General features: G+C 65.7%; 14 protein-coding genes and 1 pseudogene. 6 read left to right on the top strand and 9 right to left on the bottom strand.

The window, feature by feature from the left end:
- A complete protein-coding gene (locus ABZO33_RS21400) occupies positions 1–243 on the bottom strand; it encodes a hypothetical protein (RefSeq protein ID WP_414537673.1) in 243 nt (80 codons plus the stop codon).
- Complete coding sequence (locus ABZO33_RS21395; protein ID WP_414537672.1) at positions 240–980, bottom strand: carbon-nitrogen hydrolase family protein; 741 nt, start codon at positions 978–980, stop codon at positions 240–242. Before ABZO33_RS21395 ends, ABZO33_RS21400 begins: the two co-directional genes overlap by 4 nt.
- An 82-nt stretch (positions 981–1,062) precedes the next feature.
- On the opposite strand from ABZO33_RS21395, the gene ABZO33_RS21390 reads away from it, so the two are divergent.
- Positions 1,063–1,587, top strand: coding sequence for a DUF2867 domain-containing protein (locus ABZO33_RS21390; RefSeq protein WP_414537671.1), 525 nt, complete (start codon positions 1,063–1,065; stop codon positions 1,585–1,587).
- A 3-nt stretch (positions 1,588–1,590) separates the two neighbouring features.
- Here the strand turns inward: ABZO33_RS21390 and ABZO33_RS21385 are convergent, their stop codons facing one another.
- On the bottom strand, positions 1,591–2,100 hold the full coding sequence (locus ABZO33_RS21385; protein ID WP_414537670.1) for a DUF3016 domain-containing protein: 510 nt from the start codon (positions 2,098–2,100) through the stop codon (positions 1,591–1,593).
- 74 nt (positions 2,101–2,174) lie between these two features.
- Between ABZO33_RS21385 and ABZO33_RS21380 the strand changes: the two genes are divergently transcribed.
- Positions 2,175–2,870, top strand: coding sequence for a metallophosphoesterase (locus tag ABZO33_RS21380; RefSeq protein WP_414537669.1), 696 nt, complete (start codon positions 2,175–2,177; stop codon positions 2,868–2,870).
- Here the strand turns inward: ABZO33_RS21380 and ABZO33_RS21375 are convergent.
- A complete protein-coding gene (locus ABZO33_RS21375; RefSeq protein ID WP_414537668.1) occupies positions 2,848–3,468 on the bottom strand; it encodes a LysE family translocator in 621 nt (206 codons plus the stop codon). The two genes, ABZO33_RS21380 and ABZO33_RS21375, sit on opposite strands and share 23 nt — an antisense overlap.
- A gap of 143 nt (positions 3,469–3,611) precedes the next feature.
- On the opposite strand from ABZO33_RS21375, the gene ABZO33_RS21370 reads away from it, so the two are divergent.
- On the top strand, positions 3,612–4,031 hold the full coding sequence (locus ABZO33_RS21370; RefSeq protein WP_414537667.1) for an RDD family protein: 420 nt from the start codon (positions 3,612–3,614) through the stop codon (positions 4,029–4,031).
- Here ABZO33_RS21370 and ABZO33_RS21365 read toward each other — a convergent pair.
- Positions 4,021–4,878, bottom strand: coding sequence for an AraC family transcriptional regulator (locus ABZO33_RS21365; RefSeq protein WP_414537666.1), 858 nt, complete (start codon positions 4,876–4,878; stop codon positions 4,021–4,023). The genes ABZO33_RS21370 and ABZO33_RS21365 overlap by 11 nt on opposite strands.
- A gap of 132 nt (positions 4,879–5,010) precedes the next feature.
- Between ABZO33_RS21365 and ABZO33_RS21360 the strand changes: the two genes are divergently transcribed.
- Positions 5,011–5,634 carry a LysE family translocator gene (locus ABZO33_RS21360; RefSeq protein WP_046855513.1) on the top strand — a complete coding sequence of 208 codons (624 nt, stop codon included), beginning with the start codon at positions 5,011–5,013 and terminating at the stop codon, positions 5,632–5,634.
- Positions 5,635–5,701: 67 nt separating this feature from the next.
- Here ABZO33_RS21360 and ABZO33_RS21355 read toward each other — a convergent pair whose 3' ends face one another.
- Positions 5,702–7,951: an autotransporter outer membrane beta-barrel domain-containing protein gene (locus ABZO33_RS21355; protein ID WP_414537752.1), complete on the bottom strand. Its 2,250-nt coding sequence runs from the start codon at positions 7,949–7,951 to the stop codon at positions 5,702–5,704.
- Positions 7,952–8,722: 771 nt separating this feature from the next.
- Here ABZO33_RS21355 and ABZO33_RS21350 point away from each other — a divergent pair.
- Together ABZO33_RS21350 and ABZO33_RS21345 are read left to right on the top strand one after the other, a co-directional pair.
- A pseudogene (locus ABZO33_RS21350) lies at positions 8,723–8,962 on the top strand (methyl-accepting chemotaxis protein); the annotation flags it as partial.
- Between the two features lie 36 nt (positions 8,963–8,998).
- Positions 8,999–9,457 (top strand): CZB domain-containing protein, encoded by a 459-nt coding sequence (locus tag ABZO33_RS21345; RefSeq protein ID WP_414537751.1) that lies wholly within the window; start codon positions 8,999–9,001, stop codon positions 9,455–9,457.
- Here the strand turns inward: ABZO33_RS21345 and ABZO33_RS21340 are convergent.
- The 3 genes from ABZO33_RS21340 to hbdH form a co-directional block, all read right to left on the bottom strand.
- Positions 9,445–9,720 (bottom strand): peptidylprolyl isomerase, encoded by a 276-nt coding sequence (locus ABZO33_RS21340; RefSeq protein ID WP_013972552.1) that lies wholly within the window; start codon positions 9,718–9,720, stop codon positions 9,445–9,447. The genes ABZO33_RS21345 and ABZO33_RS21340 overlap by 13 nt on opposite strands.
- A gap of 52 nt (positions 9,721–9,772) precedes the next feature.
- Complete coding sequence (locus ABZO33_RS21335; RefSeq protein WP_414537665.1) at positions 9,773–11,722, bottom strand: acetoacetate--CoA ligase; 1,950 nt, start codon at positions 11,720–11,722, stop codon at positions 9,773–9,775.
- 89 nt (positions 11,723–11,811) lie between these two features.
- On the bottom strand, positions 11,812–12,582 hold the full coding sequence (gene hbdH / locus ABZO33_RS21330) for a 3-hydroxybutyrate dehydrogenase (RefSeq protein WP_414537664.1): 771 nt from the start codon (positions 12,580–12,582) through the stop codon (positions 11,812–11,814).
- Between the last annotated feature and the right edge of the window lie 7 nt (positions 12,583–12,589).

The following is a 12,589-nucleotide window of genomic DNA, read 5'->3' as shown; positions in this document are numbered from 1 at the left end:
TCAGTTGAGCCAGGCACACAATAGCGTCAACACCAGCGCCAGCACTGTGCCGGCAAACAGGCTGTAGTGGCGATGGGCGCGGCGGGAGTGGGCTTCGACTTCGCGCAGGTACTGCCCCGCAGGCGGGGCGTCCGGGCGGTGGCGCAGGCCTTCGGCGATATCGGCCAGGCGCCCGCGAATCAGGGTGCCCACCAGGTACCAGACACTGGCATAGCTGGCCAGGATCACCAGCGCATACTTCATGGGCGCGGCTCCAGCGGCCATGCCTGGGCAGTGCCAGTCGCGGTGTCGAGCAGCAGCAGGCCTGGCGCTGCATCGCCGAGGCAGGCAAGCAAGTTGCCTTCGGCATCCCACGCCGCGGACTGCCCGGCCCCCACATACTTGTCGGCGGGGCCGACGCAGTTGCTCATGATCACCGGCATGCGCAGCCGCCGGGCAACCTGCGGGTAATGCGCAGCCCCCGCGCGGATGCCTTCCTCGGTCTTGACCACGCTGACCAGGTAAAGGTCGGCACCCTGCGCCTGGGCGTGCGCGGCGTGCTCGAGGAACATCGATTCATAGCAGATGGCCGGCGCCACCTGGTGGCTGCCGGCGGCGAACACCAGCGAGGTGTTGCCGGGCACGAAGTAGTCGAGTTCGTCGTCATGCAGACGCTGCTTGGCATACACCAGCGGCGCCAGCTTCGGGCGCACGACCAGCATGCCGATGCGCACGCCGGCCATGGTCGGCAGCGGCAGCCCGACCGCCGCCGTCACGCCGAAGCGGTCGCACGCGGCTTGCAGCGGTACCAGTTGCGGCGAGTCGGCGGGCATGGCCAGTTGCCGGGCCAGCGTTGGTTCGTAGCCGGTCAAGGACAGTTCGGGGAACACCAGCAGTTCGGCGTCCAGGGCCGCGGCCTGTTCGATGGCGTGCAGATGGTGCGCGATGTTGGCGGCCAGATCGCCTTTGATCAAGGCCAGTTGTACTGCGCAGATCTTCATGGAGCATCCGTCCTTGGCATGTCGTCGGCTGTCGAGGATACAATCGAAGGCCGTTCCCTCCCAGTACCGATGTGTCGATTTCATGGACGAACACACAATGACCCACGCCGCCACCATACCCGTCGACTCGCTGATCGCCGCGCATGCCGCACAGGCGGGTTTTCGCCATTGTCGGGCAATTGAACTTGCGGACGACGGGCGGCCTGCCATGGCGCACTTCCTGCGCCTGATGACAAGCATGCCTGGCTGGATCGACTCACTGATGGTGCTGCGCAACCGCCTGGTCGCGCTGCTCGGCCTCAAGGACCTGGGCCGCCTGACCGCCATCGACCCGGCCCGCACCCCGGGCAGCTACCAGCCCGGAGAACGGGTGGGGATTTTCACCCTGGTGGCCAACACCGAGGATGAGGTGCTGCTGGTCGACCGCGACCAGCACCTGGACGTGCACATCGCCCTGCTGCGACGCCCGACGGCCGAGGGCCGTTGCGAGGTGCTGGTGAGCACCGTGGTGCGCACGCACAACCGGCTGGGCCGCCTGTACATGCTGCCGGTGGCGCCGTTCCATCGGCTGATCGCGCCCATCGCCCTGCGCCGCCTGGCGGGGTGACGCTCAAGACGGCGGCTGGGCGAAGCGCTGGCGGAACCAGTCGCCGAGCATGGCCTTCTCCGCGTATAGCCGGTCGTTGTTGCCCAGGCGGCCGGGGCGGCTGAGGTACATCTTGTCGCTCAGGTGCTCCTGGGCCTTGAGCGCGGGCTGGCCAGGCTGCTGCAGAGTGTAGTCGAGGTCGATGCTGGGCCAGGTGACTTCGCGCATGAAACGCACATCGTAGGCCTGGCTGTGCCAGGGCTCGAACTGGCCGGCCAGGTCGATGTCGCGGATGTCGATGACCAGTTGCTGGCCGGGCCGCAAGTAGCGCTGGCCGAGCTTCTGCAGGTGCTGGGTGAGGGCCTTCATCACCTGCGGGTCGGCGCCGCGGGTGTAGGCCCGGTTGTCGAGGCGGGCATCGCGGTATTTCTCGGGATGGTCGAAACGCACCTCGACCTGCGCGGTCGGGGTGCCCTGTGCCATGCTGTCTAGTGCCAGCACCATCAGCACGGCGCTGGCCAGGGTGGTTCGCATGATGCACCTCCGGGTTCGGGCGGTTTACCCGCTTATTTTACGCCGGTGCTGGAAAGAAGCAGAGGAATGATGCAATGACCGCGTTCAGGCGAATCGCCGCCAACAGCCGCGGGCGTGACCTCGCCGTGGGCGATATCCATGGGCATTTCGAGCGCCTGCGTGAATGCCTGGAGGCCGTCAGTTTCGATCCCCTGGTCGATCGGCTGTTCAGCGTCGGCGACCTGGTCGACCGCGGGCCGGGCAGCGCCCAGGCGCTGCAATGGCTGGCCGAGCCCTGGTTCCATGCGGTGCAGGGCAACCACGAGTCGTTGGCGGTCAACCACCTGCGCGGCGGCCGGATCGACCTGGACATGTACCGGGCGGCCGGTGGCGGATGGTTCCTCGATTTGCCAAAGGCCGAGCAGGTGCGTTTCGTCGAGGTGTTCGAACGCCTGCCGATCGCCTTGCAGGTCGACACGGCGGGCGGGCCGATCGGCCTGCTGCATGCCGACAGCCCGTTCGACGACTGGGCGCAGCTGTGCGCGAGCCTTCAGGCCGGAGATGACGTGCAGGTGCGCGAGGTGTGCCAGTGGTCGCGCCGGCGCCTCAAGGAGGGCGACAGCCGCCCGGTAAAGGGCCTGCGCGCCTTGCTGGTCGGGCATACACCGGTGCTGGAGATCAAGGTGCTGGGCAACGTCTGGCACCTGGATACCGGCGGCTGGAGCCGCGGTCACTTCAGCCTGCTGGACCTCGCCAGCCTGACGCTGGTCAACCCAACGCCAGGCGAGTGAGCACGCCAGCGGCGAGCAGGATCAGCATCATCCCGGACGCCCGCTCCAGCCAGGGCAGGGCATGGGCGAAGCGGCGCAGTACCTGGCGGTTACCGATAGCCAGCGCTACCAGCAGGTCCCACAGCAGGACGATGCTGAACATCCAGCTGCCGTAGGCCATCTTCACCAGGACCGTGCTGCTGGCGACCATGCTCGCGAGGCTTGCGTAGAACAACGCGTTCTTGGGGTTGAGAATGCCCGAGGCGAAACCCATGCCGAGGCTGCCCAGCCAGTTGCCGGCCGCTGTTGCCGCGCCATCGGCAGCCGGCACCAGGGCGCTGCGCCCGGCATGGCGCAGGAACAGTTGCCCGATGTACAGCAGGTAGGCGCAGCCGGCCAGCTGCAGGGCGATGAACAACGCGCTGCCCTCGCGCAGGAACGAAACCCCGGCGAAGGCCGCGACGATGAAGGCGCCGTTGGCCAGGGCGATGCCGAGGCAAGCGCCGCTGGCCACTCGCCAACCGGCATTGGCCGAAGTGCGGGCGACCAGGAAGAAGTCCGGGCCGGGCGAGAGCAGGGCGAGGAAATGGGCAATGGCGACGATGAGAAACGGCTGCATGGGACGCTTTCCGAACTGGGAGAAGCGCAGTCTGGCGCCGGCTGTCGTCGTGGTATTGAAGAAAATTGCAGGGCAGGACGCGGGCTAAATATCTGCCGGGGCTCGCCGATAAAGTGGCTCATCAACTTCACTGGAATGGATTCATGACCACTACCGAAACTCCGGCCACCTATCAGAAACCCAGCAACCTCGCAGGCTTGGGACGCCGCTGGGGCGGGCAGATGATCGATGTGCTGGTCACCTATGCCATCTTCTTCGTGACCTTCAGGATCGTCGAGTTCCTCCAGTTGTCCGAGCAAATCAGCGTCTTAATCAGCGTTGGCGCGCCGCTGGCCTACTATCTGCTTTCCGATGCCTTGCCCAATGGGCAGAGCGTGGGCAAGAAACTGCTGGGGATCTGCGTGGTCGATGAGCGCAGCTACCTGAATTGCACCATCGCCCAGTCTTTCGTGCGCAATATCACTACGCCGTTCCTCAGCATTCTCGACTGGATCTTCATCTTCTTCGGTTCACGCAAGCGTCTCGGTGACATGCTGGCGCACACCATCGTCATCAAGGCCTGAGGCATTCGCAGGTGTGCGCCGCATCGCCTCGGCGCGGCAATGCCGAGCGATACAGGCCCGGTGTCACCCCGGCATGGGCCTTGAACACCCGCTGGAAGTGCGCCTGATCCGCGAACCCCAGCGTATAGGCGATATCCGCCAGGGCCTGGCCCTGGCGCAACAGCCGGCGTGCCTGGTTGACCCGTGCATTGAGCAGGTAGGCATGGGGCGTCATCCCGGTTGCGGCGGCGAAGGCGCGGATCAACTGGTAGCGCCCCATGCCCGCCTGCCGGGCGAGCAGCGCCAGGTTCACTCCGGCAAGGTCATGTGCCTCGACCTGTGTGATCAGCTCGCGCAACAGCGACGGGCGTAGCGCCGGTGCCGGCAGCAGTTGCGGATGTGCGGCAAAATCATGATCGCCGATGAACGCCACCAGGGCAGCCTCTTTCTCGATCAGCCTTGCCCCTGAGAACAACAGCGCGTTCAAGGCGCAGAACTGCCGGTACATCGCCTTCGACCGGACGATACGGGCCGGTGCCCCCGGTTCACCTGCGCCAACCCCCGACTCCAGGCGCAGGCTGCCTAGCCAGGTGGCGTCCAGGTGCAGCATCTGATAGCTCCAGGCCTGTCCCGGCACGGGGTTGCAGGCGTGTACCTGCTGCGCCGGCACCAGCACCAGGGTTCCGGGTATCAGTCGTACCCGGCCTTCACCGGCCCCGGTGAAGTGGCTGGCCCCGGCATCCACTGCACCGATGGAAAAGGTTGGATGGCTGTGTGCCTTGTAGCAGGCGCGGCTATGGCAGGCGCGCCTGCTCTCGACATAGGGCAGGGCCGGATCGTGCCAGATTTCGCTGCTGGAGGTGGGCATGGCAGGCGGCCTGGGTGTGCGCAAAACGCCAGTCTAACCGCTAGCCACTGTTCCGGCCATTTGCCTGCTGGCTGTGCTTGACGCAAAGGCCAGGCGGGCGCGAGGCTGGCGTCCTGTCCAAGGAGAACAAGAATGGACCTGTCGAGCCTGCTGCTGTTCATCCCTGCCTGTTTCGCCCTGAACATGGCGCCGGGCCCCAACAACCTGCTGTCCTTGCACAATGCCAGCCGTTATGGCCTGCGCACCGCCTGCGTTGCCGGTGCCGGGCGCCTGCTCGCCTTCAGCGGCATGATCGCCCTGGCCGCGATGGGCCTGGCCGTGGTGCTGCACACCAGCGAGTACCTGTTCCTGGCGATCAAGGTGCTGGGCGCGGGTTACCTGTTCTATATCGCCTGGCAGCTGTGGCGCGCACCGGTCGGCGAGGCAGCGGTGGCCGGCGAGCAGCCTCGCGGCACCTGGAAACTGGCGCGCCAGGAGTTCTGGGTGGCGGCGGGCAATCCGAAGGCAATCCTGATCTTCACCGCGTTCCTGCCGCAGTTCGTCACAGTGGGCAGCGCCACTCCGGTCAGTGAACAGTTCCTGCGCTTGGGCGTGCTGTTCCTGTTGCTGGAGTGGGCGGCCATCGCCATCTATGCCGGGCTCGGCGCCTACCTGCAGCGCTGGTTCGAGCGCCCCGGGCCACGGCGCATGTTCAACCGGGTCAGCGCTTCGCTGCTCGGTTGCGCCGGGCTCGGGTTGCTGGCGGCGCGGCGCTAGTGTGGTGTTTTGCAAATACGACCAATAAAGCGCCGCGAGTTATGGTCGTTATTTGTGAAACACCACACTAGTACTGCCAGCGCACGCCCAGGTTGACACCGCTGCCCTCCTGCTGGCGGCTGTCCAGGTTGCTGCTGTACTGCACGCCGCCATGTAGGCTCAATGCCTGGTTCACCTGTGCAACCAGGCCGCCTTCGAGCTGCACCGAGGTGTAGCGGTAATCGGTCTTGATCTTGTCCACATCATCGAAGGTCAGGGTGTCGCGGCCTCCGTCGCCATGCCACAGGTTGATTTGTGCGTACGGTTGCAGAAGTCGAGTGCCGCCACCGCTGAAGGCGCCCTCCAGGCGCACACCTAAGCGTGCGGTCAGTTCCACCTGGGCATCGTGGCTGATACGCGAGACGCTGTCGGCGGCGCTGTCGAGCGCGACTTTCTGTGCAATCAGTTGCGCTTGCGGCTCCAGTGTCCAGCGCTCGGACAGGGCGATGGGGTAGCCGGATTCCACTGAGGCGGTCCAGGCATGGCCGTCGAGGTCAAGTTTGTCGCCTCGGTCCGAACGGGCCCGGCCATCGAGGTCGGTGTATTGCAACACGGTGTCCAGGTACCAGCGCTGGGGGCCGACAAGCGTCCAGTAGACGCCGACGCTGTCGCCGTCGAGCTCCAGGTCACCGACGCTGCGATCCTGCTTGGCCAGGGCGAAGCCCTTGACGTCTGCATCGAGGCGACTGTGGCTGACATACACGCCTACCTGCTGGCGATAGCCGTTCTCAGCGACCTTGGCGTAGAGGTCCTGGCCCACCTTGAAGCCATACAGGTCGCCATCCAGGCTTGGGCTGACGGTACCGCTCCACTGCTGGCGCAACGCACCGCCGTAGGCCTGGCCCCAACTGGCCGGCAGGGGGCCCTGGCCGGAAAGCAGACGCTGATCGCCCTGGCGTTGGTGGAAGGTGCCCAGTGCCTGCCGTGCGATGATCGCGGCGCCCCTTGGCGCTGCGGCATATACGGGCACTTCCGGGCGGTACAGGGGGAGGGTTTCGCCGGCCACCGGGGTGGGAAGTTCGGGTTGCCCGGGGGCCGGCGCCGCCACTGGCGGCGTAATGGATGGCTCGCCCGGAGTTGGTGCAGGTGGCGCGACCAGTGAGGAGCGCAGGTACCAGCTGTTTTCCGAGCCGGCGGTCACGCCACCCTTGAACAGGCGATAGTCATAGGCACCGGCCGACAATGTCTGCGTTTGCACGAAGGCAGCGTTGCTGCTCGTGGCGCCCTGGCGGGCCTCGACCACCTGGATGCCGTCTTGCGTGGTGGCGGCACCGGCGCCACCGAGGTTGTTGACTTCCAGTCGTGTGCTGCCGGTGAGGGTGCCTTGGCTGACCACCAGACGGTCGGAGGGTGCGTCGTCGCCGGCGAGCACGCTGTTGAGTCGCAACAGGCCGTTGTCGCCCTGGTAATTGCCGGTGATCGTCAGGCGGCCCTGGGCGTCGTTGCCAGTGCCGAGGTCAAGGGTGCCAGCGTTGCGCAGCGAGGCATTCTGCCCGGCGGTAAATGCCGAGACGATGCCCTGCCGGGAAGTCAGCGTGCTCGTCGCATCGACATCCAGCAAACCGCTGCCGCTGGCGGCGTCGCCGAGCGTCAGGGTGTCGTCCAGCGCGAGGTGGCTGTCGCGGGTGAGTTCGATGGTTTCCCAGTTGACATAGCGCTCGCCATTGATGATCCGGCTGCCGACGAAGCGCAGCGCGTCGCTACCCTCGCCGCCATCGAGAGTGGCGGTGAGGGTCGCTGGGCCCAGGCTGTCGATGGTCGCTTGGTCATTGCCGATGCCCATGTCGACTCGCCCGCCGATGGTGCCGCCGGACCAGGTGAAGATGTCGTCTCCGGCGCTCGCCAGGACGCTGCCTACCAGGTTGCCGCCGCTGATGCTGATGTTGTCCACGCCGCCACTGGTGCTGATGTTGCCGCCGATAGTGCCACCGCGCAGGATGATGGTGTCGTTGCCGAAACCACTCACCAGGTTGCCATCGATGCTGGTTTGCACTGTGGAGTCCTGGGACATTTCGAAGTAGTTGTCGGCGAGCTTCAGGTCGACCCGGCCGATACGACCACCACTGAAAATTGCCCTGTCGCCGTCTTCGAAGGCACCGATGATGTGCCCGTCGGACATGGTGAATTCATCGTATCCCTGACCTTGGTTCAGCGATTGAAGCGTGCCGCCGGTCATGGAGAACGTATCGATATCCTGGGTTTGCACGACAGCGCCCAGTGTATCGCCTGGGGCCACCGTCAGTGAGGCGCAGAATGCGTGCGAAGGCATGATGAACATCAGCAAGGAGGCAGGTGCAAGCAGGTACGTGGGGCGCATCGACAGATCTCCATTTCCGATCGGGAAGGCCGGCAAGCCTGTGCTGGCGCGGCCTTGTGCGACTTGTAGGGAAATGCGCTACACAGGACAACTGACAAAACTATCAGGTGGCCACGGGCCAGCCATATTTCTCCTCTGGAAACAATCGGTTAGTCGACGCGGGCGTGTACACCATGCCAGGAAAAATGACGCGCCGGGCCATCGGCTGATCCGCCATTTCCCTGCGCAACTGAGCCTTGTGCGGGCCTCGACTTGCTGAGAATGTTCGGTGTTTATGCCCGGATGTCTTCGGCCGGGTGACAAGCGGTGGGTCTATCCCGGGAGCGTGGTGTGAAGTGGTGGAGCAAGGCAGGTCGGCAAGACCCGCAGATCAAGGAGCTGAACGTCGCCCTGGAGCATTCCCGTTCACAGTTGGCGGCATCTGAGCAGCGCGCCCGTGAGGCGGAATCGAGGGCCGGGGAACTGGCGCGGGAGAACCAGGTGCTCGCCCACCTGGCCGGCAACCTCTCGGCGTTCTCGCATTCCCTGGAAATGACTCAGACCTCGTTCGCCAGCCTCGCCCACAGCATGGAGCAGGAAAGGCAGTACGCGATCCGTATCCAGGGCATCGCCAGCAGCAACCAGGCCAGCATCGACGCGATCGCGACCAACCTCGAACAGCTGGCCGATGCCTCCGGCGAGGCGTCGGAGAAGGTCGGCAGGCTCGATCACCAAGCCCAGCAGGTCGGCGGTGTGCTGGAGATCATCCGCGAGGTGGCGGACCAGACCAACCTGCTCGCGTTGAACGCGGCCATCGAAGCGGCGCGGGCGGGAGATGCCGGGCGCGGCTTTGCGGTGGTGGCCGATGAGGTCAGGACCCTGGCCAGGCGCACGGCGGACGCCACTGCCGAAATTGGCACGCTGGTCTCGGCCATTCGTGCCGACAGTGCGCAAAGCCGTGGGCATATTGCCAGCCTGGCCGAGCATTCGTCGTCATACAGCGGTGTCGGCCAGTCCGCGGCCAGTACCATGCGCCAGTTGCTCGACATGTCGACGGTGGCGGAAGGTTCCGCATCGGTATCGGCGCTGCGCAGCTTCTGCGAGCTGGCCAAGCTCGACCACCTGATCTACAAGTTCCGCGTCTACAAGGTGTTGTTCGGGGTCTCGCAGGAGCGCGGCTCGGACTTTACCGACCATACCCACTGTCGCCTGGGCAAGTGGTATCGCGAGGGGGATGGGGCCCTGCACTATGCGCATCTTGCAGGGTACAAGGATATCGACGCGCCCCATGCCGCCGTGCACCGCTGCGCATTCGACGCCATCGATGCCCATGCCAGCGGTGATACGGCAACGATGCTCAAGGCGGTGGCCGACATGGAGAGTGCCAGCCTTGCCGTGCAGGAGGGTTTGGAGCGCGTGGTCGCCAGTGGCGAGCAATCGCCTTCGTTGTTGCAGAGACGGCGCGAGAGCGAGGCTCAGTCGCGATAGAAAGTCTGCACCAGGTGATAGCCGAACTTGCTCTTGATCGGACCGTGCACCACCCGCAGGGGCTTCTTGAAGATCACCTGGTCGATGGCGCCGACCATCTGGCCCGGACGTATTTCACCCAGGTCGCCGCCGCGCTTGCCGGACGGGCAGGTGGAGAACTTCTTCGCCAGCACGTCGAAGGCCTCGCCGTTGGCGATGCGCTGCTTGAGCTTTTCGGCTTCGTCAGCGGTCTTGACCAGGATGTGGCGGGCTTGGGCTTTCATGGGGTTACCTGTGCTTCGGGGCAAAAGGGCGACATTATGCCTGATGTCGCCCTCAGCGTAACTCCGGGCGGTCGCGGAACTGCTGCAATGCCTCGGGGTTGGCCAGGGCGTCGGTGTTCTTCACCGGCCGGCCATGCACCACGTCGCGGATCGCCAGTTCCACCAGCTTGCCGCTGAGGGTGCGCGGGATGTCGCTGACCTGGACGATCACCGCCGGCACATGGCGCGGCGTGGTGAACTGGCGAATCACCTGGCGAATGCGCAGGCTGAGCGCCTCGTCGAGCTGCAAACCGTCGCGCAGGCGCACGAACAGCACCACGCGCACATCGTCATGCCAGTCCTGGCCGATGGCCACGCTCTCGAGCACCTCCTCGACCTTTTCCACCTGGCGGTAGATCTCGGCGGTGCCGATACGCACGCCGCCAGGATTGAGCACGGCGTCGGAGCGGCCATGGATGATCAGCCCGCCGCCAGGCACCTGCTCGGCGTAGTCGCCCTGGCACCAGACCCCTTCGAACTGGCTGAAGTAGGCGTCATGGTAGCGCTGGCCGTCAGCGTCGCCCCAGAAGCCGAGCGGCATCGAGGGGAAGGGGTGCACGCAGACCAGCTCGCCTTTCGCGCCGCTGATCGGCTGGCGCTGTTCATCCCAGACCTCCACCGCCATGCCCAGGCCCTTGCCGGCGATCTCGCCACGGCGCACCGGCAGCAGCGGGTTGCCGGCCACGAAGCAAGCGACGATATCGGTGCCACCGGACATCGAGGCCAGGCACACGTCGGCCTTTACCTTGGCGTAGACATAGTCGTAGCTGTGGGGTGACAACGGCGAGCCGGTGCAAAGGATCAGGCGCAGGCTGCCCAGGCCATGGGACTTCGCAGGCTCCACAGCGGCCTGCTCCAGGGCGGCGAGGTACTTGGGGCTGGTGCCGAAGGCGCGGATGCCTTCGGCGTCGATCAGATCGAGCAAACGCTCGGGCCCGGGGTGAAACGGCGAGCCGTCATACAGCACCAGGGTGGCGCCGACCGCCAACCCGCTGGCCAGCCAGTTCCACATCATCCAGCCACAGGTGGTGTAGTAGAACAGCACATCGTCGGCCTTGAGGTCGTTGTGCAGGCCGTGCTCCTTGAGGTGCTGCAGCAGCACGCCGCCGGCGCGGTGGACGATGCACTTGGGCACGCCGGTGGTGCCGCTGGAATACAGGATGTACAGCGGATGATCGAAGGGCAGCGCGGCGAAGGTCGGCGTCCCGCCGGGCGTGAAGTAGTCGGCCCACAGGCTCGTCAGCGTGCCGGTGAACTCATCGGCGCGGGTCTGCGGCCGGGTATGCGGCACCACCAGCAGCTGCTCGACGCTGGGTAGCTGGGCCACGACCTGGTTGATCTTCTCGACCTGATCGATGACCTTGCCGGCATATTGATAACCGGCGCAAACCACCAGCAGCCGAGGGGCGATCTGGCCGAAGCGGTCGATAATGCCGTGGCTGCCGAACTCCGGCGAACAGCTTGACCAGACCGCGCCGAGGCTGGTGGCGGCGAGCATGGCCACCAGGGTCTCCCAGGTGTTGGGCATGACTGCGGCGATCCGATCACCCGGCTTGATTCCGGCCTGACGAAAAGCCTGCTGCAAGCCGGCGACCTGCGCGGCCAGTTGATTGTGGGTGAGGCTGTGGCGGCCGCCGTCCTCGCGCACGGCCACCACGGCCGGGCGGTCGTCGCGGCGCTGCAGCAGATGTTCGGCGAAGTTCAGGGTGGCGCCGCGGAACCAGCGCGCGTCGGCCATGTGTTCGCCTTCCTCGAGGATGCTCGAAGGCGGCGTGTGCCACTGCACATGGAAGTACTTGGCGAGGGTCTGCCAGAACTGTGGGCGCTGCTCGATGCTCCAGCGGTGCAGGGCGGCGTAGTCGTCGAGCTGAAGGTTGAAGCGCCGCTTGACGCGACGCCGGAAGGCGTCCATCCGGCTGGCTTCGATCTGGGTGGTGGTGGGGCGCCAGAGTACGTCGTTCATGCCGGGAGTCTCGGTCAGGGCTGCGAGTCTTGTCGCGGTGCGAGCCCGCTCCTGTACTGGAGCGGGCGTGTCTTGCTCCACTCTAGCCGTTACTGGGCGAGCCAACCGCCATCGACGTTCCAGGCGGCGCCACGCACCTGGCTACCGGCCTCGCTGCACAGGAACAGCACCAGTTCGCCGAGGTGGCGGGGGGTGACGAAGGCCAGGGAGGGTTGCTTCTCGGCCAGCAGGTCGTGTTGCGCCTGCTGTGCATCGCCACCACTGGCGGCGCGGTCATCGATCTGCTTCTGCACCAGCGGCGTCAGTACCCACCCCGGGCAGATGGCGTTGCAGGTGACATTGCTGGTGGCGGTTTCCAGGCCGATCACTTTGGTCAGGCCCACCACACCATGCTTGGCGGCCACGTACGCAGCCTTGCCGGTGGAGCCGACCAGGCCGTGCACCGAGGCGATATTGACGATCCGCCCCCAGCCGCGCGCGCGCATGCCCGGCAACACCAGGCGGCTGCCATGGAACACCGCCGAGAGGTTCAGCGCGATGATCTTGTCCCAGGCCTCCACCGGAAACTGCTCGACCGGCGCCACATGCTGGATGCCGGCATTGTTGACGAGGATGTCGACCGCGCCGAACTCGCGCTCGGCCAGGGCGAACATCTGTTCGATCTGTGACACGTCGGACAGGTCGGCCGGATGATGGGCAACCTTGACCCCGAACCGTCTGATCTCGGCGATGGCCGCGGCTGGGTCGCCGAAACCGTTGAGCAGGATGTCGGCGCCGGCCTCGGCCAGCACCTGGGCTATTCCCAAGCCGATGCCGCTGGTGGAACCGGTGACCAGTGCGGTCTTGCCTTTGAGCGTCATGCCATTC

Source organism: Pseudomonas sp. CAM1A, assembly GCF_047501685.1.
Lineage (GTDB): Bacteria > Pseudomonadota > Gammaproteobacteria > Pseudomonadales > Pseudomonadaceae > Aquipseudomonas.
This window is presented reverse-complemented; position numbering and strand designations above follow the sequence as displayed.

What these genes read in the sequence shown, in the direction of transcription:
- ABZO33_RS21355 (WP_414537752.1), bottom strand. Translation starts at nt 7,951, where the DNA reads ATGTTCATCATGCCTTCGCACGCATTCTGCGCCTCACTGACGGTGGCC.
- ABZO33_RS21390 (WP_414537671.1), top strand. Translation starts at nt 1,063, where the DNA reads ATGGACGAACACACAATGACCCACGCCGCCACCATACCCGTCGACTCG.
- ABZO33_RS21370 (WP_414537667.1), top strand. Translation starts at nt 3,612, where the DNA reads ATGACCACTACCGAAACTCCGGCCACCTATCAGAAACCCAGCAACCTC.
- hbdH (WP_414537664.1), bottom strand. Translation starts at nt 12,582, where the DNA reads ATGACGCTCAAAGGCAAGACCGCACTGGTCACCGGTTCCACCAGCGGC.
- ABZO33_RS21400 (WP_414537673.1), bottom strand. Translation starts at nt 243, where the DNA reads ATGAAGTATGCGCTGGTGATCCTGGCCAGCTATGCCAGTGTCTGGTAC.
- ABZO33_RS21345 (WP_414537751.1), top strand. Translation starts at nt 8,999, where the DNA reads ATGCGCCAGTTGCTCGACATGTCGACGGTGGCGGAAGGTTCCGCATCG.
- ABZO33_RS21335 (WP_414537665.1), bottom strand. Translation starts at nt 11,722, where the DNA reads ATGAACGACGTACTCTGGCGCCCCACCACCACCCAGATCGAAGCCAGC.
- ABZO33_RS21340 (WP_013972552.1), bottom strand. Translation starts at nt 9,720, where the DNA reads ATGAAAGCCCAAGCCCGCCACATCCTGGTCAAGACCGCTGACGAAGCC.
- ABZO33_RS21385 (WP_414537670.1), bottom strand. Translation starts at nt 2,100, where the DNA reads ATGCGAACCACCCTGGCCAGCGCCGTGCTGATGGTGCTGGCACTAGAC.
- ABZO33_RS21395 (WP_414537672.1), bottom strand. Translation starts at nt 980, where the DNA reads ATGAAGATCTGCGCAGTACAACTGGCCTTGATCAAAGGCGATCTGGCC.
- ABZO33_RS21365 (WP_414537666.1), bottom strand. Translation starts at nt 4,878, where the DNA reads ATGCCCACCTCCAGCAGCGAAATCTGGCACGATCCGGCCCTGCCCTAT.
- ABZO33_RS21375 (WP_414537668.1), bottom strand. Translation starts at nt 3,468, where the DNA reads ATGCAGCCGTTTCTCATCGTCGCCATTGCCCATTTCCTCGCCCTGCTC.
- ABZO33_RS21380 (WP_414537669.1), top strand. Translation starts at nt 2,175, where the DNA reads ATGACCGCGTTCAGGCGAATCGCCGCCAACAGCCGCGGGCGTGACCTC.
- ABZO33_RS21360 (WP_046855513.1), top strand. Translation starts at nt 5,011, where the DNA reads ATGGACCTGTCGAGCCTGCTGCTGTTCATCCCTGCCTGTTTCGCCCTG.